This is a genomic window from Flavobacterium sp. CSZ (genome assembly GCF_015350725.1).
Lineage (GTDB): Bacteria > Bacteroidota > Bacteroidia > Flavobacteriales > Flavobacteriaceae > Flavobacterium.
Window position 1 is genome coordinate 83,093 of record NZ_JADKPQ010000025.1, and the last position, 25,669, is coordinate 108,761.

General features: G+C 36.5%; 14 protein-coding genes. 1 reads left to right on the top strand and 13 read right to left on the bottom strand.

What is annotated here, in order from left to right; translation table 11 throughout:
* Positions 1-68: 68 nt before the first annotated feature.
* From IRZ78_RS23020 to IRZ78_RS23055, 8 genes are all read right to left on the bottom strand, one after another.
* Positions 69-1,760: a DUF885 family protein gene (locus tag IRZ78_RS23020; protein ID WP_194619367.1), complete on the bottom strand. Its 1,692-nt coding sequence runs from the start codon at positions 1,758-1,760 to the stop codon at positions 69-71.
* Between the two features lie 192 nt (positions 1,761-1,952).
* Positions 1,953-5,003: a beta-L-arabinofuranosidase domain-containing protein gene (locus IRZ78_RS23025; protein WP_194619369.1), complete on the bottom strand. Its 3,051-nt coding sequence runs from the start codon at positions 5,001-5,003 to the stop codon at positions 1,953-1,955.
* Between the two features lie 24 nt (positions 5,004-5,027).
* On the bottom strand, positions 5,028-7,277 hold the full coding sequence (locus IRZ78_RS23030; protein WP_194619371.1) for a S9 family peptidase: 2,250 nt from the start codon (positions 7,275-7,277) through the stop codon (positions 5,028-5,030).
* Between the two features lie 382 nt (positions 7,278-7,659).
* Positions 7,660-9,075 carry an amino acid permease gene (locus IRZ78_RS23035; protein WP_194619373.1) on the bottom strand — a complete coding sequence of 472 codons (1,416 nt, stop codon included), beginning with the start codon at positions 9,073-9,075 and terminating at the stop codon, positions 7,660-7,662.
* Between the two features lie 619 nt (positions 9,076-9,694).
* Positions 9,695-10,930, bottom strand: coding sequence for an FAD-dependent oxidoreductase (locus IRZ78_RS23040; RefSeq protein ID WP_194619374.1), 1,236 nt, complete (start codon positions 10,928-10,930; stop codon positions 9,695-9,697).
* 77 nt (positions 10,931-11,007) lie between these two features.
* A complete protein-coding gene (locus IRZ78_RS23045; protein ID WP_194619375.1) occupies positions 11,008-12,018 on the bottom strand; it encodes a 4-hydroxyproline epimerase in 1,011 nt (336 codons plus the stop codon).
* Positions 12,019-12,021: 3 nt separating this feature from the next.
* Positions 12,022-13,590 (bottom strand): aldehyde dehydrogenase (NADP(+)), encoded by a 1,569-nt coding sequence (locus IRZ78_RS23050; protein WP_194619376.1) that lies wholly within the window; start codon positions 13,588-13,590, stop codon positions 12,022-12,024.
* A gap of 20 nt (positions 13,591-13,610) precedes the next feature.
* Positions 13,611-14,525, bottom strand: a complete 915-nt coding sequence (locus tag IRZ78_RS23055) for a dihydrodipicolinate synthase family protein (protein ID WP_194619377.1) — start codon at positions 14,523-14,525, stop codon at positions 13,611-13,613.
* A 138-nt stretch (positions 14,526-14,663) separates the two neighbouring features.
* Here IRZ78_RS23055 and IRZ78_RS23060 point away from each other — a divergent pair, with 138 nt between their 5' ends.
* A complete protein-coding gene (locus tag IRZ78_RS23060) occupies positions 14,664-15,506 on the top strand; it encodes an AraC family transcriptional regulator (RefSeq protein WP_194619378.1) in 843 nt (280 codons plus the stop codon).
* A 362-nt stretch (positions 15,507-15,868) separates the two neighbouring features.
* On the opposite strand, the gene IRZ78_RS23065 is transcribed toward IRZ78_RS23060, so the two are convergent.
* From IRZ78_RS23065 to IRZ78_RS23085, 5 genes are all read right to left on the bottom strand, one after another.
* Entirely contained in the window at positions 15,869-17,476 is a 1,608-nt protein-coding gene (locus tag IRZ78_RS23065; RefSeq protein ID WP_194619379.1) for a RagB/SusD family nutrient uptake outer membrane protein, read from the bottom strand.
* 11 nt (positions 17,477-17,487) lie between these two features.
* A complete protein-coding gene (locus IRZ78_RS23070) occupies positions 17,488-20,496 on the bottom strand; it encodes a TonB-dependent receptor (RefSeq protein WP_228520581.1) in 3,009 nt (1,002 codons plus the stop codon).
* Between the two features lie 364 nt (positions 20,497-20,860).
* On the bottom strand, positions 20,861-22,801 hold the full coding sequence (locus IRZ78_RS23075; RefSeq protein ID WP_194619380.1) for an OmpA family protein: 1,941 nt from the start codon (positions 22,799-22,801) through the stop codon (positions 20,861-20,863).
* An 11-nt stretch (positions 22,802-22,812) separates the two neighbouring features.
* On the bottom strand, positions 22,813-23,718 hold the full coding sequence (locus IRZ78_RS23080) for a type IX secretion system membrane protein PorP/SprF (RefSeq protein WP_194619381.1): 906 nt from the start codon (positions 23,716-23,718) through the stop codon (positions 22,813-22,815).
* 64 nt (positions 23,719-23,782) lie between these two features.
* Positions 23,783-25,669, bottom strand: a 1,887-nt coding sequence (locus IRZ78_RS23085) for a gliding motility-associated C-terminal domain-containing protein (protein ID WP_194619382.1), incomplete at its 5' end; no start/stop codon positions are given.

The following is a 25,669-nucleotide window of genomic DNA, read 5'->3' on the forward strand; positions in this document are numbered from 1 at the left end:
ACCCCTTTAAACCGACTTTTCAGCCTTATTTTTTTATATTTTTAATGACAGACTTTACGCTCTTTTCATTATTTAAAATCAGTCGAAAACTTCCAATTCGTTTTATAATTTTCATCAACAGGAAGATCTTCTAATAGAATTCGCAGCATTTCTACCGGCATTATATTTTCTTTTAAAACACGGTCATGAAACTGTTTTTCTGTCCATCCTTTGGCGAGTAATTCATTTCTTAAAGCATAAAATTGTAATCCTCCCGTCATATAAGCAACCTGATACAAGGGTGCGTCTCCGCTGGCAAAAGAACGTCTGACTTCTGCTTCTGCATTCGCTCTTTCGTGTCCTACTTCATTTACTAATAAGTCGATACATTGCTGTGGCGTCATTTCGCCCAAATGGTATTTTAATGAAAAAATGATTCGGGCACAACGGTGAATTCTCCAGAATAACATTCCTAGTTTCTGTTCCGGCGTTTGCGGAAATTGTTTGTTCCAAAGGTTGATTTCCCAATACAACGCCCAGCCTTCCATCCAAAACGGAGTATCAAAAGGCTGACGATACGATTTGTAACGGCTATTCATAAAAAACTGCAAATTATGTCCCGGCAATAATTCGTGCTGTACCGTTGCAAACGAAAAATTCGGATTGTTACCACGCATGCTCATCAGCTTGTCTTTCTGATCCATATCTTCGGTTGGATACGAAATGCTGATTTCCCATCCTCCTGTAAAAAACGGATTTATTTTCTGGCGTTCTGGTGTCATCATAATCATTTGCCAGGTTTCTTTTGTCAAATCCGGCAAGGTGATTAAATCTCTGTCTTCGATAAATTTAACCGACTGATTGTATAAATCAGTTATGGCTTGCGGTTGTTCGCCTGCAGGAACGTAAGTGTCTTTTACGTGTTCCAGCGCTTTTTTCCAATCGCTTCCGTAACCTAATTCTGTAGCAGCTTTGATCATTTCTTTCTTGCACCATTCAAATTGATTTTGTGCCGTAGCTATCAATTCTTCTGGCGAATACGGAATATATTCATACGATAAACTTTTGATGATAGCCTCTCTGCCAATTGGTTTTCCTATAATCCCGCTTCCGTCGTCTTTTACGCTTGTTTTAGAATAGTTTGATCGTAGAAAATCTTCATAAATTTTAAGTTTTTCTGATAGGTTTTTATACGGTTTCTGCATCCACCAGGTAAAATCGGGATCATAACTATAATAAAATTCATAAGCTTCTTTGAGTGATTTCTCGAAAGAAACGACTGTTTTCGCTGCTTTGTCTGCTGCAAACCAATCTTTGAAAGGTTTGTTTTTTAATAACTCTGTTTTTTTATCAATACTCATTCCGGCAAGATCAAACGCTTTTGCCAACTGATTTGAAACGGGTCTCTTGCCTCTTCGTCTTTCTTTAATAAAAAGATTAATATCACCTGAAAAATCCAATACGGGAGCTACTTCTTTATAGGTTTTATATTCTATTTGTAAAAAATAATTTTCTTTATCGATTATATTTTTAAGCAGCAAATAATCTACTTTCCCGTCTTTTGATAGATTCTTAAAATCAATGGCTTTTATTGTCTTGGACCAATCATCGTAAAATTTTGAAAAGCGTACATAATATTCTTCTGATTCATTGTTTGAATAAAAATTCTGCAAGGCTGTTTTATCTGCCTGAAAAGTATTTATAACATCAATGAGATCGTTTGCAAATGATTGAGCTGCCATTGCTAAAAATAAAAAAAGGGTTAGAAAATATTTTTTCATGTTTTTGGTTTGATGATTTTAATGCTGGAATTACTACTGTTTTTTTGCCACGAATTCCACGAATTATCACTAATTTTTATGGAATTTTTTGAAAATTATTTTAAGAATTTGAAATAGATCTAAAAAATAATTCGTGCTAATTCGTGAAATTCGTGGCGAACTTTTTTTAAATTTAATTCGCGGCGAACTTTTTTATTTCAGCGTAACATCCAGATAAACAGAATGTCGTCCATAGCTTTCATAAAAAGGTTTGTAAACAATTCCGTCGATAGCAAATTCTAATTTCTTAGGATCTCCTTGTATTGATTTGCCGATATCTTTAACGTCTAAGTTTACTTTTCTCCAATCTTTTCTTGGTTCCGGTTCCTGCGCTGCAAGCAATATTGGCCCGTAAAATAAACTGGCGATATTTTGCTGATCCATTACTGATTCTAAGTGAAACTCAAACGGCATGCGCAACTCAATTATGTCTCCATTTTTCCAATTGCGTTTTAAGGTAAGATAGCTTCCAGGTTGGGCTTTTACCTTTTCCTGTTTTCCATTAATGGTGACAAAAAATCCTTTGGTTGCCCAATGTGGTACACGAACTTTAATATCAAATTTGCTATTTCCTTTGATGGTCAATCGGGTAAAATCTTCATTAGGAAAATCAGTTGTTTGTACCACTGTCACCTTTTTTTCTGTCCATTCTAAAGTAGATGGCACGTAGAGATTGACATATAATGTGTTGGTATCTGCGCTTTTAAAATAAATCGAATTCTGAAATTTTGTATTGCTTTCAATTGCAGTTCCGTTACAACAAGTAAAACCCGTCATGTGAGCATTTCCAAACTGTTTTACAGAACCCGGTCGTAACGGTACGTGATACGTATTGGCAGGACTATCTTGTGCTACAGAAGCCAGAATATGATTGTAAAGTCCGCGTTCGTAGTAATCCATATACTCGGCACGCTGATCATACAGGAACAAATCTCCTGTTAGTTTCAGCATATTGTAAGTCGCGCAAGTCTCATTTTGACCCCCTGATGAAAAACCATTTTCGTAAATCGTAGCAGGCTGACTTATAAAACATTCTGCATTGGCAGGATTTCTTGCTCCGGCAACGCCTCCAATTGTATACATATAATCGTTTACGGTTTTGTACCAAAAGTTATCTGCTACGTTGTAATATTCCGGTGTATTAGAATCACGATACATTTCAAGCGCACCCATAATTTGCGGAATGTGCTGATTGGCATGCAATCCGCGGAAAGTGTCTACGTTTTTAGCCAATCCATGCGAGTGTTTGGCATCGCCGTAAAATACTTTAATGTTATCGAATAATTGGGCTACTTCCAGATAATGAGGATCTTTTGTTATGCGGTACAATCTTGCCATGGCTTCGTTCATTCCGCCAAATTCTCCCGCTATATATCGGTTCCACATACTTATCAAGGTTTCTGTTGGTAGCTTTTTCATACGGGCATACACCCAGTCTCCCATTCCTTTGGCAGTTTCAAGCGCTTTTTCGTTTCCGCTTACTTCGTAAACGTCCATTAATCCGGCAAGAATTTTATGCAAAGTATAATAAGGCGCCCAAATTTGAGTTTTTTGTCCTCCGTAAGTTGCTCCGTTTTCCAGCATAATAAACTGATCCGGCGGATAAGCGCTAATAAAACCTTTTCCCCAATTTTCATAATCGGTACGAATACCTTCCGGACTTAAATCTGAATCATAACTAGTTTTTCCCGGACCAAAAGGTACAGCTGTAGGATCTGACACAGATTTACCTCCAGCCTCTTTTGGTTTTCCGGATAACTGTTCTAACTGATATAGTGTATTCACCATATACTCCATTTTTTCCTTGAAATTGGCCTGAAGCGACTTATCATAACCTGTACTTGCATAGGCCTGAGCAATGGCAGTCAAGTAATGTCCTGTTGCGTGTCCGCGTAATTTGGTTTCCTGCGTATCCCAAACACCAAGCGGTTCTGCTCCTGTTGGCTGTTCCTGCCCAAAAGCATTACGGAACATATACAGAAAAGAATCCGGATCTGTTGTCGCAAGTGTTGTGATAAATTTATCACGGTTTTCTATAAATTTTGTCTGGTTACCGTCAAGATTATTATTTAAAGACACCTGATCGAGATGAAAAACTTCTAATTTACGTTCTGGTGTTGCAGCTTCTTTTGCCGAAATTACTTTTACAAGAGCTTTTGGTTTTAAATCAGTTCCAGGAATCGTTCCTGTCACGGTATATTGACCTGTTTTTAATACCTGACTATTGTCTGTTGGTGCAGGCCAAATTACCCGCACTTCCGGGCCCTGAACGCCATCTTTGTAAACTCCTTTTATATAACTTGGTAATCGCGGAAGATATCCAACTCCAGTTTCTACTGTAATGTCTGATACACTGGTTAAATAATGATTATACAATTGTGGACTTGTTTTAGAAAACGACGGAAGATCTTTGGCCTGTTCTTCTTCTGTTTCTTCTTCCTGGTTGTCTTTTAAAGAATTATGATAGATTCTGCCAACTTGTTTTTCGTTTAATGGAACTCTATAGATTCTGAAATCGTGCAGTTTCGCATTAAGAGAAGGACCATCTGCTAGTGATTTCCCAATGTAAAGCAGATTTTTATCCCCTGATTTAGTATCGAATATCTGATCTAAATTTAATGCTACATTTTTAGTTTCGCTTACACGCAATCCGTTTACATAAGTACTAATAGATTTCGATGGAATATTGATTACAACTGCTACATGATACCACTTATCGGTTTCAAGGGCTGGTGAATTTGTTTTGTATTTTGCTCCTGCACCATTACTGATTTCCGCCTCAAAACCCGAGCCATCAATTGCTATTGGTTCAACAAAAAAATGAGCATTGGTGTTTTTTCCAAAATCAAAAAATCGCTGACCTTTTTGTTTAGATCGCAGAAAAATCCAGCCCGTAATACTAACAGATTCTTCACCTAGTAAAGCTTCACCCGGAAGGGTAACAAAGGCTTTTGCATCAGCTGGTAAAGAAAGTACTTTACCAAATTGCTCGTCATTGACAAACTTGGCTTGCGATTCCTGAATTTTTCCGTGTAAATTATTTCTTGACCAATCTTTTGCATTTCCGTCAAATATATAGCGCGCAATTAAACCTGTCTCACCAATTCCGTCTAAGATCTGATCGCCTCCTTGTGCCATTACCGATGTTGAAGCTGATGCCCAAAAACTTAATAGTACACAAATAAATAGCCTATATCTTTTCATAATCTAATTCTTTTAAAACGTTTTTTACTTATAAACTTCACTCCATGCTGGTGGCGTAACTCCCAATAAATGCTGCACAAAATAGTCTCTGCGCTTGCGTTCTCCGTAATCGCCTCCGGCTGAATGTCCCATTCCGGGAACGGTTACTAATTCAAAATTTTTATTGGCTTTTATTAGCGCGTTTGCAAATTGCATGGTCGATGCGGGATCTACATTATCATCTAATTCTCCCACAATCAACATCAGATTACCGTTTAGTTGCGCAGCATTGGCGGTATTCGAACAGGCTTCATATTCCGGACCTACAGGATATCCCATCCATTGTTCATTCCACCACATTTTATCCATTCGATTATCATGACAACCACAAGAGGCAACGGCCACATCATAAAAATCAGAATTGAATACTAAGGCTGCTCCCGCATTTTGTCCTCCGGCCGATGTACCGTGAATTCCCACTTTATCAATATTCATATAAGGATATTTGGCTGCGGCGGCTTTCATCCAGAGTTTTCTATCCGGGAAACCTCCGTCTTTTAAATTTTTAAAACAAACGTCATGAAACGCCTTTGAGCGATTAGAAGTTCCCATTCCGTCAATCTGAACCACAATAAAACCTAACTCTGCCAGCGATGACATTGCCCAGTAATAAGGCTGGAAATTTTTAGGCACAAATGAATCCTGCGGTCCTGCATAAATATATTCGATAATAGGATATGTACGATTAGGATCAAAAGTGGTTGGACGTACAATAACGCCCCAAATATCTGTTTTTCCGTCTCTTCCTTTGGCTGTAAAAACCTCCGGTGCTGTCCATCCTGTTTTTTGTAATTCGGTAATATCTGCTTTTTGCATTTCTACAATAGCTTTTTGTGTTTCGACACTTTTTAAAACGGTAACGGGTGCAAAATCTACACGCGAATACTGATCGACATAATATTTATAATCTGGAGAAAAAGTCACTTTATGATTGCCGTTTTCTGTCGTTAATCGTGTGAAGTTTTTTCCATTAAAATCAATTCGGCAAAAGTGCAGTAAATAAGGATCCTGATCTTTGTCGAGTCCGCTTGCTGTAAAATAGATTTGTTTCTTTTCTTCATCTACTTTAATTACTTCTCTAACTGGCCAGTTACCTTTTGTTATTTGATTTTTTACTTTACCTGTAAGAGCATCATATAAATACAAATGATTCCATCCGTCACGTTCCGAAGCCCAGATAATTTCATTGCTTTTTTTACTATCAAAACGATATCTTTTTCCGCTGTATTCTACAAACGTCGGGCTTGTTTCCTCTATAATAATTTTCACTTTTCCAGTTGTCGCATTTACTTCCAAAACGCGATAAACCTGATGTCCTCTTTGGTTGTATTCGAAAGTAAAACTGCTGCTGTCGTCTTTCCATTCGATCCCCGAAAGATCATATTGCTCGTGAAATAAATCAGTCGCTACAGGAATTTGCTTTTTTGAAGCTACCACAAACAATTGCGGACTTTTGAATGGCAATTGATCACCTGGTTTTAAATAATCTCTGGTTTGTAATTTGGGCTGAAACTGATCTTTAGGACTTGATTCTACAAAATAAATTTTGTGTTCTTCCCCCGGTCTTACTTTATATGCCATGATTTCGGCACTATTTGGTGACCACTGTAAATATGATGAATAATAAAAACCTTTTGAGCCATCATAACTTAACTGGGTTTCAACTTTTGTCTTTTTGTTGATTATATATAAATTATAATTCTTTATAAATGCTGTGTGCAAAGAATCTGGAGAACCTACAGGTTTATTGCCGAGCTCATCAAAGTTTCCGCCCCAATACTCATTTGTTTTTACTGGCTTTTTATAACTCCCTAATTTTGTTAATTCGTAAGTCTTTAAATTACAGGAAATTTTAAGTGAATCGGTTGTAAAAACAAGCGTTGACAATGTTTTGTCGAATTCTAAATTTTCAATTGGGAGATCTTTGGCGTTTACTTCTTTGCCCACTATTTTCGAAAGGGATTGCCCAAGCTTAACGGTATCAAATGCTTGTTGCTGTTTTTGCTGTTTAGTATCTACCAAAAGAAATTCTTTCCCTTTTAACAGGTTATTGCTATACCATACATAATCATTTCCTACCCAATGAAACTCTTTAGGAATATTAGTTACTTTATTTTTGAATAAAGAATCGACAGCGTTTGCTCTCTTGTACTCTTTCAAAGTTCCCTGAGCCTGAGCTATTAAACAATACGAAAGTGTTAAAAACACACTTATTTTCTTACCAGTTGTTCTCATAATTTAAATATTAATAAATATATATATTATTTATTGAGATCTATGGGTTAATATTAACAAATACTAATATTATATTACCCATCGAAACCAAAATGTGAGGAAAATCAGTTATTAAATGCAAGTAAGGTCTTGAAAAACAGTTTTTCTTAACCTCAAAAATGAAATGAAGTAAATCGAATTATTTTTTCTTTTGGCTTAAGCCAAAACAAATTTCAATACACCTATTTAAGCATTACATATTGTAGAGACGCACAGCAGTGCGTCTACGCAAAGTTTGTTGATATGCAAAATGTTAGACACATAATAATGCATCTACATTAATACCTGATTCAAAATTTTAAGAGACCTAACAGGTTTTAAAAACCTGTTAGGTAGTGAAAGATCAATTTGCCGTTTTTTCTTTTATTAAATAATAGATGGGAATTCCCATTAACATAATTAAAACACCCCAGCCACAAGTAGAGAATTTAGTGAACAATAACGAAATACAAACTGCCGAGGCAATTACAATATACAACAAGGGTAAAAGTGGATATCCGATCGCTTTATAAGGACGCACCGCATCGGGCATTTTTTTACGAAGAATGATAATACCGTAAATTGTCAGGATATAAAAAATCAGCACTATGATGATTACGAAGTCTAATAAATCACCGTATTTTCCGGTAAGACACAATACCGAAGCCCATAAACATTGTGCCCAAAGTGCCCAGGCAGGAACGCTTGCATGGTTTAATACTGCTGCTTTTTTAAAGAATAAACCATCAGTTGCCATCGTATAATATACTCTGGCTCCTGCCATTATCAAACCGTTATTGCAGGCAAAAGTCGAAATCATAATCATGATCGCGATGATCAGCGTTCCTATATCTCCAAAAATATAGTCTGAAGCCACCACCGCTACCCTATCTGATTTTGCGCCAGCAATTTCGCTAAGCGGAATAACGGCTATATACATTATATTGGTCAGTACATAAATGATGGTGACGATTAAAGTGCCCAGAAACATACTTAAACCCACATTTCGTTTTGGATTTTTTATTTCTCCTGCAATAAAGGTAACGCCGGTCCAGGAATCACTTGAAAATAAGGTTCCCACCATCGTAGCAGAGATCCCTGAAATTAAAGCCGTTCCTCCTATTGGAAACCACGAACCTGTTTCGGTATTAAAGGAATGTGGTGTCCAGGCATCTGTCCAGTTGGCGCTCCATACAGAAGATTTTGCGGCTAATGTTAACCCAAAAATAATTAAGCCTAAAATCGATACTATTTTTATGATCGTTAGAATGGTTTGCAAAATTTTGCTGTTTTTTACTCCGCGGGTATTCAGATAGGTGAGAAAAATGATGGTTACAATGGAAACGATTTGTGCTACATTGAGTTTAAAACTTCCCATCTCGTAAATAATATTCTCATCACTTACCGCCGGAATTAAATAGGCAGTAAATTTCGAAAACGCAACGCCAACCGCCGCAATGGTTCCGGTTTGAATGACTGCAAAAAAGCTCCAACCGTATAAAAATGCGATTAGTTTATTATACGCTTCTTTAAGATACACATATTGCCCGCCGGCATTAGGAAACATGGCGCTTAATTCTCCGTAACTTACTGCTGCAATCATAGTGATGATTCCTGAAATAAGCCATATCAAAATAAGCCAGCCTGTAGAACCTACTTGTCTGGCGATATCGGCACTTACAATAAATATTCCTGACCCAATCATACAACCTACTACAAGCATGGTTCCGTCGAGAAGTCCGAGTTCTTTTTTAAATTCTTCCTTGTTATTGTCTATCATTTTTTGGTTGTTTTTTGTTTAGGAATGCGATAATCTGTTTTTTAAAATTTTAAATGTGGTTAGTATTTAGAATTTATGTTGTGAGTTGTAATGAACATGAAGCTTTAAAGGATTTTAATGATATTTTTTTTAGGAGCTAATCCCGCACCCGAGCCTGAAAGTGCGAATTGGCGAAGCAATCCCTTTCAATCTTTTGTACCGAACACCGGCACAAAAGAATTTCCACTTCTATCGGGGCTAGGGCAATCATTTTCACAATAATATTCTCGTCCAATTTGTCATTTCGACGAAGAAGACCTGAACGATAGCGAACAGGCGAAGTAAATCTTCACAATCCCGAAGCTTCGGGACGCAACGAGAATCTAATCTTTGTAGAGTTCCTAGTGTGATTTCTCGTTCCTCGAAATGACAAGATTAAGCTGATAAAATCCGTTTTAATCTGTGTTTTCGCAAAGCGAATCCGTGTCATCCGCGTTCAATATTGTTTCCAATCTTTGTCGAGCTTGGGTCGAAATGACAAACTCTTTATGCCTTTCTGAAAAATTTGTTCGCAAGAATTCAAAACGTCATTGAATAAAAAAAATCAGCTTCATGTTTGGTTAAAAATGAAGCTGATTTATTAGAGTTGAAACATTTGGGTATCTACAGAAGTCGTTTTTCCTGAAATGATTTCTTCTACTATTTTGCCTGTGGCAGGCGCCAGACTTAATCCCATCATGGCGTGTCCTGTGACTAACGTTAAATTTTTAAGTTTTTTATCTCTGGTAATAATTGGCATTCCTGAAGGTGTACAAGGTCTGAAACCAAACCAGGTATCTTCTACTTTTGGCATTTCAATTTTTAAATCCGGATAAAAGTCATTTACTGAATTGACAATTCCCTGTAGCCTGTTTTGATTGATTTTGGTGTCATTGGTGTGAGTAATTTCCATGGTTCCTCCAAAACGGATATCATTATTCATAGGGGTTACGGCAACTTTTCCTTCGCATAAAATTGTCGGGATCGACGGTTTATGGTTTTGATCGTTAAGCGTAAAACTGTATCCTTTTCCCGGTAAAATCGAAATGTTTACATTCAATTTTTTGGCAATATGAGGACTCCACGATCCTGTTGCTAAAACCACTTGGTCTGTTGTAAAATTGCCTTTATCGGTGATGATTTCGGCGACTGCGTTATTCTTTAAAACAAAATCACTTACGGTAGTTTGCAAATGAATTTTTACGTTTAATTTATTCAGTTCTTCTTTGATGAATTGCATGAATTTTTGCGGATAAACATGCGCGTCACTTTTGTAATGCACACCACCAATTACGTTTGTAGCGGTTCCTGTTTCTAATTTTGAAACTTCTTCTTTCGAAAGAAAATCGACTTCTAATCCTAATTTTTCTGCCAATATTCCTTCATGTTGAATTTCTTCGCCTGTTTTTTCGGTTTTAAAAAGCATCAAAAGTCCTTTTTCTTCATAAAAAAAGGAGTTGTTTTGTTTGGCAAAATCCTGATACAAGTCTTTACTTAAAAGCGATAAATTACAAAGTGCAGGCATGGCTTTTTCAACATGCTTTAAATTGGCGTGTTTGTAGAATTGTAATCCCCATTTCATTAAATCCATGTTTAATCTGGGTTTTACATAAAACGGACTTTGACTATCAAACATCCATTTTATTCCCTGCGCAATCATGCCGGGCTGTGCGAGCGGAATGATATGCGACGGAACGATCATTCCTGCATTTCCATAAGAACAGCCGTCACTCATATCTGATTTATCAAAAACAACTACTTCATAACCTTCTTTGGCTAAATAATAGGCTGAACACAAACCTATTATTCCTCCGCCAATTATACTTACTTTTTTCATTAGTATTATAAATTTAAAAAATCATTGGCAAGAAGTTTTTCTGTAAACCAATGATTTTTTTATATTATCATTTTTTTTTAAATCACCTGAAAACCAAAAGCATACGGATCATCATCTTCATCAATAATGATATTGTTGTAACCGTAAACTTTTGCCCAGCCCTGAATACTTGGTACTATGGCTTTGATATTTCCTATAGAAGTTTCTTCTTCTACTCTGCCAATAAATTTACTTCCAATAAAACTTTCGTGTATATAATCTTCTCCTTTTTTTAGTTTTCCTTTGGTGTGAAGCTGTGCAATTCTTGCCGAAGTTCCGGTGCCGCATGGTGAACGATCGATGGCTTTGTCTCCATAAAAAACGGCATTTCTTCCTGACGAAGTTGGATCGATAGGATCTCCTGTCCACAACATATGACTTACATCACGAATAGTATCATTCTCTGGATGAATAAAAAGATTTGGATATTTCTCGTTGATGCGTTTGCGCACTTCCTGACTGTACTGCACAATTTTTCCGGCTGTAAAATCCTGAACGCCCGAGAAATTCTGTTGCGGATCTACAATGGCATAATAGTTTCCACCGTAAGCGACATCAAAAACAATTTCGCCTAATTCCGGACAATCAATAGTAAGGCCTTCTGCTGCCAGATATGATTTTACGTTTGTCAATCGTACCCAGTCTACTTTTTTACCGGTTTGCTGGTATTCGATCTGAACAAGTCCCGCCGGAGCTTCCATCTTAATTTTTCCCGGAATTTTGGGTGTCACCAAACCTTCTTCGATTGCGATAGTTATGGTTCCGATAGTTCCGTGACCGCACATGGGCAAACAACCTGAAGTTTCGATAAACAAAATTCCGAAATCATTTTCTGGATCGCTTGGCGGATATAAAATACTGCCGCTCATCATGTCATGACCGCGGGGTTCAAACATAAGTCCTTTACGAATCCAGTCGTACTCTTTTAAAAAATGTTGTCGTTTTTCGCTCATGTTGTTTCCAACCAAATTGGGTCCGCCACCAGCGACAACTCTTACCGGATTTCCACACGTATGTGCATCAACACAAAAAAAGGTTTTTCTTGGCATAAATTATATTGGGTTCTTTGTTAGTATATCGTTTACAGTTCTGGTAATATTTAAAGGATTTTTATCCTGTAAAGCGCCTGGCAATAATTGATCTGGCCAATCCTGAAAAGTTACCGGACGAACCCATCTTTTCACCGCTGTTAATCCTACAGATGTAAATTTACTGTCTGAACTTGCAGGAAAAGGTCCGCCGTGTGTCATTCCTGAACAAACCTCTACCCCTGTTGGGACATTATTAAAAATCAATCGTCCGACTTTGTTTTTAAGGCTTTCGATTACTTCGCTGAAGTTGTCCCATTCCTGTAAATCAGCATTTAAAACTGTTCCTGTCAATTGACCTTCTAACTCCAGAATAATGGTGTTGAGCTGCTGCACATCATCGCATTTGACTACTACAGAAAATGGCCCGAAAACTTCTTTGTGAAATGTTTTATTTTTTAAGAAGGTTTCACCATCCACCGCAATTATATTTTGCAATGCGTAATTTGGTTTTACCACTTTCTCCAAACTGGTTTCCTGCGTATATCCTTCCTGGTCAAGCACTTCTGATTTCAGGTTTTCGTATTGCTTTTTTATAGTAGGATGCAGCATACAGGTTGGGGATAATTTGTCTGTCTCTAAAGCTAAAATAGCAATAAAATTATCTAACTCAGCGCTTTTTATTCCTAAAATAAGGCCTGGATTTGTACAAAATTGCCCTGTTCCTGCCACAATTGATGCGGCATAATTTTTAGCCCATTTTTCGCTTTCCCTTTTTAAAGCTGAAGGCAAAATAAGTACGGGATTGATACTTCCCATTTCTGCATAAACCGGAATTGGAATAGCTCTATTGGCCGCAATTTTGCAAAGTGCTGTTCCGCCTTTTATACTTCCTGTAAACCCAACTGCTTTCACGGAAGGATGTTCTACCAAAGCTGTCCCCACTGCTATACCGCTACTGTTCAGGTTAGAAAACACACCATTTGGCATTCCGGTTCTTTTGGCTGCTTTTATAACTGCCGAAGCTACTAATTCGCCTGTTCCGGCATGAAGCGGATGCGATTTTACCAATACAGGACAACCGGCAGCTAATGCACTGGCGGTGTCTCCGCCGGCAGTAGAGAATGCAAGCGGAAAATTACTTGCTCCAAAAACAACTACAGGCCCAATTGGAATCTGCAATCTTCGGATGTCGGGTTTGCCTTCTGTTTTATTAATGATTGCTTCTACCCACGAACCTTCTCTTAACATAGTGGCAAATGCTTTAAGTTGTCCGGTTGTTCTGCCACGTTCCCCATTTGCTCTTCCGGCAGGAAGTCCTGATTCCTGAATATAAGTGGTTAATAAATCTTCGCCAAGGGCTTCAATTTCTTCGGCAATCGCGTCCAGAAAATCGGCTTTTTTTACGTCTGAAATTGTTGCGTAAGTCTTAAAAGCTTCTTCGGCTAATGCTACAGCTTGCGAAATTTCTTCGTCTGTAGCTTCGTAAAAAACAGTTTCATTCTCCGAGTTTAATTCGGGGTTGATTGTTTTATAGGTCGTTTTACCTTTTGCCGAAAGCACATCTCCAATATAATTTTTTCCTGTAGTCATCGCTTTCTTTTAAACTTTAATTAAATACTTTTATAACCTGGCAATACGGGTCTGTTTTTCATTGCAAAATCAATGATAGACAAAACGCGTTCTCTTTCTTTACCCTGCAATGGCAATCTTGGTGCTCTTACATTTTCTGTTCCAAGTCCGGTGGCTACTTCGGCCAGTTTTATATTTTGTACCAATTGCGGAGAAATATCCAATTCTAATAATGGCATAAACCATCTGTAAATTTCTAACGCTTCGGCTACTTTTCCGGCTTTTACCAGTTTGTAAATAGCAACTGTTTCTGCCGGATATGCCACTACTAAACCTGCAACCCAACCATCAGCTCCGGCCACTAAACTCTCAAGTGCCAAAGTATCGACTCCGCAAAGCACTTTTAGTCTGTTTCCAAAACGGTTTCTGATTCTTGTTACATTACTAATGTCTCTGGTGGATTCTTTTACTGCCTGAATGTTTTCGAGTTTTAAAAGTTCTTCAAACATGTCTAATGTTACCTCAATTTTATAATCTACAGGATTATTGTAAATCATAATAGGCAATGAAGTGCTTTTAGCAATTTCCTTAAAATAAACTACTGTTTCATGATCTGTTGCTTTGTATCGCATTGGCGGCAAAAGCATCAAACCATTTACGCCCAATTCTTCTGCACGTTTTGCCAGAGTAATGGCTTCGCTGGTAGTTTGCTCGGCAATATTTACAATAACCGGAATTTTTCCTTCGACGATTCGTAAAGTGTTGTTTATTAAAACTTCTTTTTCTTCTTTAGTTAATGTACTGGCTTCTCCAAGGGTTCCTCCCAGAATGATTCCATTAACTCCAGCATCAATTTGTGCTTTAATATTCTTTTCGAACATTACGAGGTCCAGTTGACCTTCTGCTGTAAACTTTGTTGTTACAGCTGGCATTACGCCTTCCCAATTTATTTTCATATTCTTAATTTTTATCAAAAATAAAGCTTAAAGAAAAGAGCTCCTGTGTGATTATTAGCCTTTATCAATACTATATTACCACATCTATTGTATAATCTGTTTTTTTTGTTAATATTTACATATCCTAAAAATATCACGTTGAAAATTCTACCTTTTAAAATACCTAAAACCGAAAGAGAAGCTCTAATTTATCAGGAAGATATCGAGCGTGTTTTCTATGACCAATTGCACCAGCATGAAGAAATTCAGATTAGTTATATTGCAAAAGGTTCCGGAACTTTAATTGTGGGAGATTCTATAAATGATTATAAGGAAGAGGATATCCTGGTAATTGGTGAGAATGTTCCTCATGTTTTTAGAAGTAATGTAGAGGCAAATCCGGAATCGGTAATGCTGACTTTGTTCTTTACGAAAACTTCTTTTGGTAAAGATTTTTTTAGTCTTAATGATATGAGTTCTGTAGATGATTTTTTTAAAGATTCTGAGTATGGTATGAAAATCCTTTCGAATCAAAAGAAAATTACACATCATTTTAATAAATTAAAAAAGCAGAATAAAATTCAGCGTATTGCTTCTTTCCTGAAAATTATCAATATTATTATTTCTTCGGAGAAAACGCCTCTTTCGTCTTTTGTTTACAAAAAGAAATATACTGATGATGAAGGCCGCAGAATGAGTGCTGTTTTTGAATATGCCATAGAATTCTATCATCAGAATATTACTCTTGATGAAGTGGCAGAGAAAGCCAATATGAGTAAAAATGCTTTTTGCCGTTATTTTAAAAAACGAACCAACAAAACTTTCTTTCAGTTTTTGATTGAAATCAGAATTGAAAATGCCTGTAAGTTACTCCACAACAAAAAAGATCTTTCGATTGCTTCTGTGTCTGAACTTTGCGGTTTTCAGGATATTGCTAATTTCAACAGAAAGTTTAAGGAGTTGAAAGGAATTTCGCCTTCGCATTATCGCGCTCAGTTTTAAGTTTTTTTTCACGCAGATTTTTTTTAATCGCGCAAAGACGCAAAGGCGCAAAGTTTTTATTAAACTTGTTTTTATAAATTGTCAAAAAAATAAGGCTTTAGCTAAATGTAAACATTTGGCTAAAGACTATAGTTGTCTGCGCATTTTTGTCATCCCGGAACGTGGGATCTCCGTTAGTCGCTCGAGAATTTTTGAAATACTTTGTGTGAGTTTCTTGTGGAGATTGCTTCGCCAGTTCGTACTTTCAGGCTGGGGTGCGGGATTAGCTCCTAAAAAAATGAAAAGCCATTCCTAAACAAGGAACAGCTTTTCACACACTTATAATTACAAGCAACCAACTTGCAAAATCTTCATATTAATTTCTAGTAACCAGGATTTTGTTTTAAATTGCTATTCTTAGCCATTTCTGACTGAGGAATTGGGAAAATAGCTCTAAAACTATCATTAGCATCTGCTTTTTTAGAAAACCATGATTTTGTTGAGTATATTCCGAATCGTATTAGATCTTGTCTTCTATGGGCTTCTCCAACAAATTCCCATGCCAGTTCGTCAAGGAAACCGCCGTACTGAATATCAGCACCTCCTTCGTAATTTGTAATTACTCCGGCCTTATAAGTTCCGTATTTATACACGCTGCCTCCCAAAAGTTTTGCGCCTGATACTACAGCCTTGGCAGGATTGGTGTTTTTGAAATTTCTTTGTCTGACTTCACTAACAATGGCTGCGGCTGCACCGGCATCGCCTTTTCTTAGTAAGCATTCCGCTTTGATCATCATAGCATCGGCTAATCTATAAAAAGGAACATCGTTACTGGCTTGTCCTACAACACCAGGACCAATTTCGTATTTCACCATTCGGTAACCTTCATTTGGCTCACAACCATCTACGCTGGTCATGTAATTAATGTATTCGAATTGTGTTACTTTATCGTCTAACATTATTGGCTCTCCTTTACTTGTAAATTGCTTACCTCCTATCCAGCAATCTTTTAATCGTTGATCATCCGGATCGTAAGTATCGATGAACTGAGGGATTCCGCCAGTTCCGTTCCATGGACCTCCTGCCAAATCATAAGTGGCCTGACTTGCCGCTGCCAATGTTCTGTACGGCCAGCTTGTTCCCGGAGCTTTTACCTGATCGTAAGGGATTGATAGTATCTGTTCTGTAGAAAATTCATTTTTTATCATGAAGTTGTCTCGATAATTAGTATTCAATCTAAACCCGCCATTATTGATAACATCATTAACCTGAGCCAAAGCTTCATCCCATTTAGGTGTTCCTAAATAAACACCGGCATTGAGATACAATTTTGCCAAAGTCATTTTTACAGCCCACTGATTGATTTTACCATAAGTCGAAGAATTATTCTTATCGCTTAAATAAGGCAAAGCTGTTTTTAATTCGCTTTCTACAAAATCATAGACTTCTTTTCCTGTATTTTGAACCGGTAAATATCCCGGAGGGTTGATATATGAAGTTACAATAGGAACATTTCTGAAATTATCTAATAACAAGTAATAATAAATGGCGCGTAATGCTCTGAGTTCCTGAATGACATTTTCTTTGTTGTCAACGCCTTCTAATTGCTCTATTTGATATATCGCTCTATTGACTTTATTTACTCCTGTAAACATATAATACCAGTTACCTTCGGCCATAGGAAGTGCGGTACCCCAGGTATGTTTATGCATTGTAATATAGTAATCTCCCCAGCCAATACCGTTTCTTTGAGGGGTTACCATTAGATCTGATGAATCTTCATAAAGGTTGTAAATAGCATCCCAATCTGAATAAATTTGTCTGAATGAATTGTATGCCGGTGCAACAATACTGGCTAAATCTTCCGAAGTTAATTTAGTATCCTCGGCACTTACTTTGTCGTAAACGGTCTCATCTAAATTTGTACATCCTGTTCCTAAAAGCAATAAGCCCGAAATAAGAATTTTGTATACTATATTTTTATTTTTCATTTTGATTTAATTTAAAAAGTTACATTTAAACCTAGTGTAATACCTCTTGTACTTGGATATTTATCCCTTCCGTCCATTCCTTGCGACAAAGGATCTTGTCTTTTTATTTCAGGATCTAATCCTTTATATTTTGTAAATGTGGCTAAGTTATTTCCGGATACATACAAGCGCATTGCGTTTATAATTTTGAATGGTGTTACATCAAAATTATACGAGAAGGTTACATTATCTACCTTTACATAATCTCCTTGTTCAACATAATAACTTACATAGGTTTGATTGTAGTTTAGTATCTCCTTACCATAAACTTTATCATATGCACTCTCTAACACATTGTAAGCAATTGTTGGGTTTTCGTAAAACATACGCTGGGTATTTAGGATTTGAAAGTCGAATGCTCCTGTTAGTACCACACTTAAGTCAAATTTTTTATATGTGAAAGTATTGGTCCACCCTGCATAGTATTGCGGAATACCATTTCCTAAATATTGCTTATTGGCATCGTTATACATTTCTGTGGTAAGTGTTTTTCTTGTACCGTCAGGTAATTCTACTATCCATTTTCTATCCTCTTCCGGTACAGATGAAGCCCCAGTGATATCAACAGATTTTAATCCCCAGAAATTACCTATTGATTGTCCTACTTCTAATCTGTGTGTTTCAAACGAAATTGGATCTCCTGTGTTTCCTGTGTTCAGGAAATCTCCTTCTATTTTATATAAATCATTCGAAAGACTTGTTAGCTTATTTTTATTGTGCGAAAAAGTCATAGAAGAGTTCCAAACGAAATCTTTTGTTTTAACAGGGATTGTATTTAGAAGGATTTCAAATCCTTTGTTTTCCATTTTTCCAACATTTGCCGTAATTTGAGGAAACAAATAAGGAGGAGTTGGTACAGCATAATCCCATAACATATCACTTGTCTTTTTATTATAGATATCAAAACTTCCTGAAATTCTATTGTCGAAAAATCCAAAATCAAGACCAATATTTACCTCGGCCGTTTTCTCCCAACGCAAATCAGGATTTGGATTACTTACCGGCTCTAAACCTTTGACCCATTTTCCGTTACTAAAGAAATAGCCGTCATAATTGTACAAAGTCATAGACATATAAGGATCATTAGGTATTACTCCTGTTTCTCCGTAACCTCCTCTTAATTTCAAAGTATTTATAGCCGCAACATCTTTTAGAAAAGACTCTTTATTGATACTCCATCCTGCAGAAACGGCCGGGAAATTACCCCATTTGTGATTGTCTCCAAACTTAGAAGAACCTTCACGTCTGATACTAAATAACAAATCGTATTTGTTATCAAAATTGTAGTTAAGCCTGCCAAAGAATCCGATTAATTTACTGTCATTTTTATAACTATCCATGAATCCAATACCATCTGACAAACCATTTCCTGCCTCTAAATTATTATAGGAAAAGGCATCTGTTGGAAAATCAGAATTCCTTGCCTCAAATCCCTGATTTACGGTATATTGATAACTGTATCCACCTAGTACTGTAAAATCATGCTTGCCTAAATCTTTATGGTATTTTGATGTAATTTCTACATAATCATTATCTGTAACTCCTGTACTTCTTGAGGCAACTCCATTTCTTTTATTTATAGTATTTGAATAATGTTGTTTGCTTTCAGCATATCCATTTAAAGCTGTATTTTTATTTTTTGAAAGCTGTGCACTTACATCCCATCCTGGTAATAAATCCAAAGTTAAATTAGCCGTAAATCTTTGCCAAGTACTATTTCTGTCCTGTGTTGTTTCATTCAAAATCGCTACCGGGTTGTAATACTGAAGCTTGTTTAGATCTTCGTTATAAGTCCCATTTGGGTTGTATACCGGAGCAGTAGGATTCCTGATCATTGCCTGTCTGTAAGCATAAGCAGTAATTGGCTCTTCAAGTCCCATATCTTGTGTCCCGTTTAGTAAGCTTAAGTTGATCTTTAACTTATCATTGAACATGGTATGATTGACATCAAATGAAAATCGGTACTCTTTATTATAGGTGTTAATAAAAGCTCCTGTTTGATTTACGTAATTAAGGTTTACGATATAATTTGTTTTAGCAGTTCCGCCTTTTAAAGCTAAATTATGATTTTGAGTAAATCCGGTTCTTGAGATTTCATCTAACCAATCTGTACTGGCACCACCGTCTGTAAAAGGAAGGGTAACACCTTGAGAACGTAAAGTTCTTTGCTGACTCGCATCTAAAAATTTAGCTTTATTAGCAAAACTTGATGTTGTAGCAAATGTTGAGTACGTAATTGTTGGCGCTATTTCGCTATTTACTGTTTTTGTTGTAATAAGAATTACTCCATTAGCTCCTCTGGTTCCATAAATTGCTGCTGCCGAAGCATCTTTTAAAACATCTATCGAAGCAATTTCATTTGGCGCTACCGTATCAATACTTCCGGGTACTCCATTAATTAATACCAAAGGCCCTGTTCCTCCTTTTAGAGTTGAGAATCCACGTAATGTAATATTGGGTGTTGAACCTGGATCTCCTGAACCGTTATTAATACTTAAACCTGCAACTTTACCCTTAATAAGATCAGAAGCATCATTAATAGCTCCTCTTGTAAAATCTTTTTCTTTTACACTGGCTATAGCACTGGTAACTCTTGATTTTTTCTGAGTTCCGTATCCTACAACAACTACTTCATTTAACTCTTCTTTACTTTCCTGAAGTGCAACATTTACTACATTTTTATTCAAAACAGCAATTTCCTGAGTTACAAAGCCCATATAGCTAAAAACCAATTTTGAATCTTTATTTTTAAGCGTAATCTGAAAATTACCATCGAAATCACTTACAACGCCATTAGACGTGTTTTTTTCTAGAACTGATACTCCCGGTATAGGAATATTATTTGCATCTGTAATTTTACCGCTGATTTTCTGTTGTGAAAACGAACTAAAAACAACAAACAAAAACAAAATCGTAAAGAACATCTTGTCTCGGTGAGAGGATGTTGCAGTACTTTTAAAAACATGCGTGGTTGGTTTCATAATTTAACATTTTGGTTAGTGTATTTTTAACACTTGTAAAATTATGTTAAATTGGAGTTAACAAAATTGTTGATATTACCACATGATAATACTATATTATCTTCTTTTTACTAAAAGCATCCTTATTTAGCAAATCAGTTAATTATTTAACAAAAAATTACATCAAAAAATATATTATCTATCATTTTACACGCAAAACACCTATAAGTATTCAATGTAACTATAAGATAATAAATCTCTTATGATTGTCTTATAGAAATGTCTTCCTAAATCGCTATTGCACTTTTAATTGAAGTGCTATAATAGAAAATGCCCTTTCTAAAATTATAGAAAGGGCATTGTATTGAAATTTATTTGATCAGAATTATTCCATCGAAATAATGATAAACTCACTTCTTCTGTTTAACTGATGTTCAGCTTCTGTACAAGAAACTCCATCTGCACAATTATTAATGAGCTGGCTCTCGCCATATCCTTTTCCGGTTAATCGATTTGAAGCGATACCATTTTTTGTTAACCATTGCACGGTTGCTTTGGCTCTTCTGTTGGATAAGGCCTTATTGTATTCTTCGGTTTGTCTACTATCTGTATGAGAGCGAACATCGATTTTCATCTTTGGGTATTGTTTCATTACTGCCAGAATTTTTTCCAGTTCAAAAGCTGCATCTTTACGGATGAATGATTTATCCAAATCAAAATAGATAATAGGTATGTTGAGCGTTTTAGCTAAATCAGTTCCTGCCCCTATTGGTTTTATTCGTTTTTCTAATGCCACTACAACACTTGTATCGCCTTCTTCTCCTATTATAGTTACCGGAACTTCTTTGGTTTCGTAGTCTTCTTTTGTGGCTCTTACATAGTATTTTTTATTGCATTCTACATTAAATGTATAACTTCCATCTGCTTGTGTAACAACCTCATTGATAACTTTAAATTGTTCGTCGAGCAAAGTTACTTTGGCATTGTCTAATACTTTGCTGTTTTCTAAATCAACAATTGTTGCTTTTAGTTTTTGCTCGCAAAGCAGTTTTCTTGTTTCGGTAATTTTGTAAATATCATCGTTTCCAATTCCGCCTTCTCTGTTAGAAGAGAAAAATCCGTTGCTGGTATCGCTATTGATGATAAAGGCAAAATCATCTTGTTTACTGTTTATTGGCACGCCCACGTTTTGCACTGCCGTAAAACTACCATCGCTTTTAATTGTCGCTACAAATACGTCAAGTCCGCCTAATCCTGGTCGTCCGTCACTGGCAAAGTACAATTGGTTGTCTGCGGCAATAAAAGGGAAAGTTTCTCTTCCTTCGGTATTAATGGCGGGCCCCATATTTTCTGGCTTACCAAAGCTTTTATCATCGTTAATAGTAACACTATACAAATCAGATTGTCCTAAACTTCCGGGCATATCAGAGGCGAAATACAGCTTTTTTTCATCATTGCTAAGTGCAGGATGTGCCGTGCTGTATTGGTTGCTATTGAAAGGTAGTTCGGTTATATTTATCCATTTATCATTAATAAATTCAGCTTTATAAAGCTTTAGCAATGTAATTTTCTGATCATCTCTACCTCTTTTTCCTTTTAGATAGTTGTTTCTTGTAAAATACATTGTTTTTCCATCTTTTGTAAAAACAGGTGTCGATTCGTTGAACTTAGAATTGATTTTCTTTTCAAATCGTTCTGGTTCTCCTAATGTTCCGTCTTCTTTTAATTCCGCCAAATATAAATTGGTAAACGCTTTATTGGTCCATTTGAATGTTTTTCTACTTACCCCTCCTGTATCTCTGGCGGATGCAAAGACAATTTTGTTGTTGAAATAAGCGCTTCCGTAATCTGTTTGTTTGGAGTTTATTCCTGCATTCGCTATTTGGAATCTTCCTGAATTGGCTTTTATTTGCTCGAGATAGTTTTTATTATTTTCGAATAAAATACCTCTTTTATCTGTTGTAGTCTTTTTATTGAAGGCTTCGAGGATTTTATCCGCTTTAGCGTAATCTCCCATTGCTTTCAACGTTTGTGCGTAGCGGTAATAATATTCGGGTTCCTGCTCGGCATTCATTTCAAAAAGGGCATCGTACCATTTGGAAGCCTTAATTAATTCACCATTAAAATAATAAGCATTACCAAGTCTCTGAAACATTGTTTGATCTTTATATCCTTTTTCTGCAACTTTTTCATAAGTTCCAATTGCATCAATATAAGCATATTGGGTATAGTCTTTATCTGCTTTATTCTGACTAGCTGTTTGCGCGTTTGCTTTTAGCGCTATAAGTGCTAAAAAAATGGAAGAAACTATATGTTTAATTTTCATCTGTAAAGGATTTAGAAGAATCTTGGTGAAGTGATACGGCTATAATTATTGAAGAATTCGAATCGCAGGAATATCTCATGTGAACCTGAATTATAATTATTTAATCTCGTTGTTTCGCGGTCATACGAATATCCAATAAACAATCCGTCGGTTAGCTGAAATCCAACCATTGCACTTAATGCAGCGCTCCATCGGTAGGCTAAACCTGCTACAAATTTATCATTGAACATAAAGTTTGCCGAAAGGTCTACTTGTAACGGAGACCCTTCGACCATTTTGGTCAGTACTGCCGGTTTGAATTTAATGTAAGGATCTAAATCAAATACATAACCTGCTATTAAATAGTAGTTGATTTTGTCTTTGAAAATCGCCGTATCATTATCATCGTATCTATTGGTTTCGATAAAATTAGGAACTGATAATCCTACGTAGGCTTTATCTGAATGCCAATATACCCCTGCTCCAATATTTGGCGAAAATTTACTGTTGAGATCCTGAAATTGCGGATCGCCCTGATGTTCTGGCTGCAGTTTGTTTACGTCAAGACTAAAAAGGTTGGCCGTTGCCTTGATTCCAAAAGACAGCTTAAAAGTCTCAGATGTCGGGATTGTATACGATAAATCAGCAGATAGGGTGTTCTCGTTTGTTGGTCCTATTTTATCGTTTACCAATGAAACTCCCATTCCCAGATTACTGTTGCTTAAAGGGGTATTTACTGAAAAACTACTGGTTTCCGGTGCTCCGTCAAGACCCACCCATTGCGTACGGTACAAGCCAAAAAGACTCATTGCTCCTCTTGAACCCGCATAAGCAGGGTTTATATTGATGGTGTTGTACATGTATTGTGTGTACTGCGCGTCTTGTTGTGCAAATCCTACAGCGGAAAAAAACATAAAAACTAAAACTAATTTTCTCATTTATTTTTCTTTTAATAATGGCTTAGCTTTTTAGGGACTAAGCCATTTTAATTTGTTCTAACTATTATTTACTCAGGTATAAATATCCTGCCTCCTGATGTGCGTTTGAATCGCTGTCTTTGTACTTAAGAATATAGTAATACGTTCCAACCGGTAATCCGTCTGATTGCTTTACTGTTGTGCGTCCTTCAGAGATTCCTCTAAAAGCACGTTCTTCGTTATTATAATTCTCGCGCTCGAACACCAAAACTCCCCAACGGTTGTAGATCTCTACTGTATTATCAGGATAACATTCTATCCCCTGAATATAGAATCGTTCGTTTTTGGTATCTCCGTTTGGAGACATCGCATTAAAGATCTTGATTACACAGCCTTCGATTTGTGAAACAGTTGGATTATTTCCAGTGTTATCATTGTCATCAGAAGCATCACTTACCGTAACACCCAGAGGATTTTTTGCAGTTACAAAAGCCTGATTAGAAACTTTTCCTGCATTGATATCACTTTGTTTTAAGGCATAAATTCCTTTAAAACTAGTATTATCACTTTCTCCGGGAGATAACGAGATTGGTCCTCCTGTCATAACAATTCCTGGTAAGGGATCGTTAATAACAACATTTGTTAGCCTCACATTTCCTGTATTGGTAACAACAAAACTATAGGTTATGGTTTCACCTGCTTCGGCATTTTTATTATTGTTTTCATCATTAAATACCGCTGTTTTAACTAAGGCAATTCCTGATTTTTGTTCCAAAACAGTAACCGTACAAGTAGGACAAGTAGGTTCGTAAAATTTATCTTGTGGAGTTAATGGTGAAATATCTTCAGAATCATTATCGATACTTACTCCCTTTGGATCATTTCCGGTAACCAGAGCTAAATTATACACTGCTCCCAAATCGATATCTGATTGCGTAAGTACATAACTTGCTGTAAAAGTTGTTATATCAAAAGCTAGTGGTTCCAGTGAAATTGGTCCGCCTGTAACTGTAACCATAGGATCAGTTACTACAATATCTTTGATGGTAACGTTTCCTGTATTGATTACTCTAAAAACATAATTAATACGGTCGCCTTCACTTACTGATCCGTCATGATTTGCATCTTCAAATATTCCGTGTTTCAATAATTTCAAGCCAGGATTCTGAGATAACTTCGTTATTGTTGAATCATTTTTCCCTGGTAACGCAGGATCATTGCTATCTGATAAATTAGATATTGGAGTTCCAACAATTGGAGTTGCTGTTACCAAAGCCTGATTGTTTACAGTTCCTGCATCAACATCTGCCTGTGTAATTACATAAGTCGCGCTGAATGTGGTATCGTCTTTTGTGCCAACATTTAATACCGCAATTGGGCCGCCAGTTACAGTAACCATTGGATCGGTTACAACAACATTGGTTAATTGCATTGTTCCCGTATTTACTACTGAAAAATTATAAGTAATCGTTTCTCCTTTTTGAGCAAAGCCATCACCATTGGCATCATTAAAAGTTCCTTTTTTGATAACTTCTATAGTAGGCACCTGAACTATAACATCTATTGTAGCCTCATCGCAAATCGTTGGATTCGCTTTTTGGCAAATACTATAGGTAACAGGATAAGTTCCCGGCGTCGTATTAGCATCAACCGTAATTGTTCCGTCTGAATTTAAAGTTAATCCTGTTGGAAGCGCTGTTGATGTTGTTAATGTTACATCTGCTGGCAAGAATGGTAATCCATCCAAAGTATCATTTGCAAAAACAGTTGGGATTGTTCCTCCCGTTGTTCCGTTGATTGGTGTTGGTGTATCGTTTGTAGCATCTATTGTAGTTACAATTACTGTAGTAGTTGCTGTATCACAAATTAATGGATTGGCAACCTGACAAATTGAATATGTAATAGGATAAGTACCCGGTGTTGTATTAGCATCAACCGTTATTGTTCCATCTGAATTTAAAGTTAACCCTGT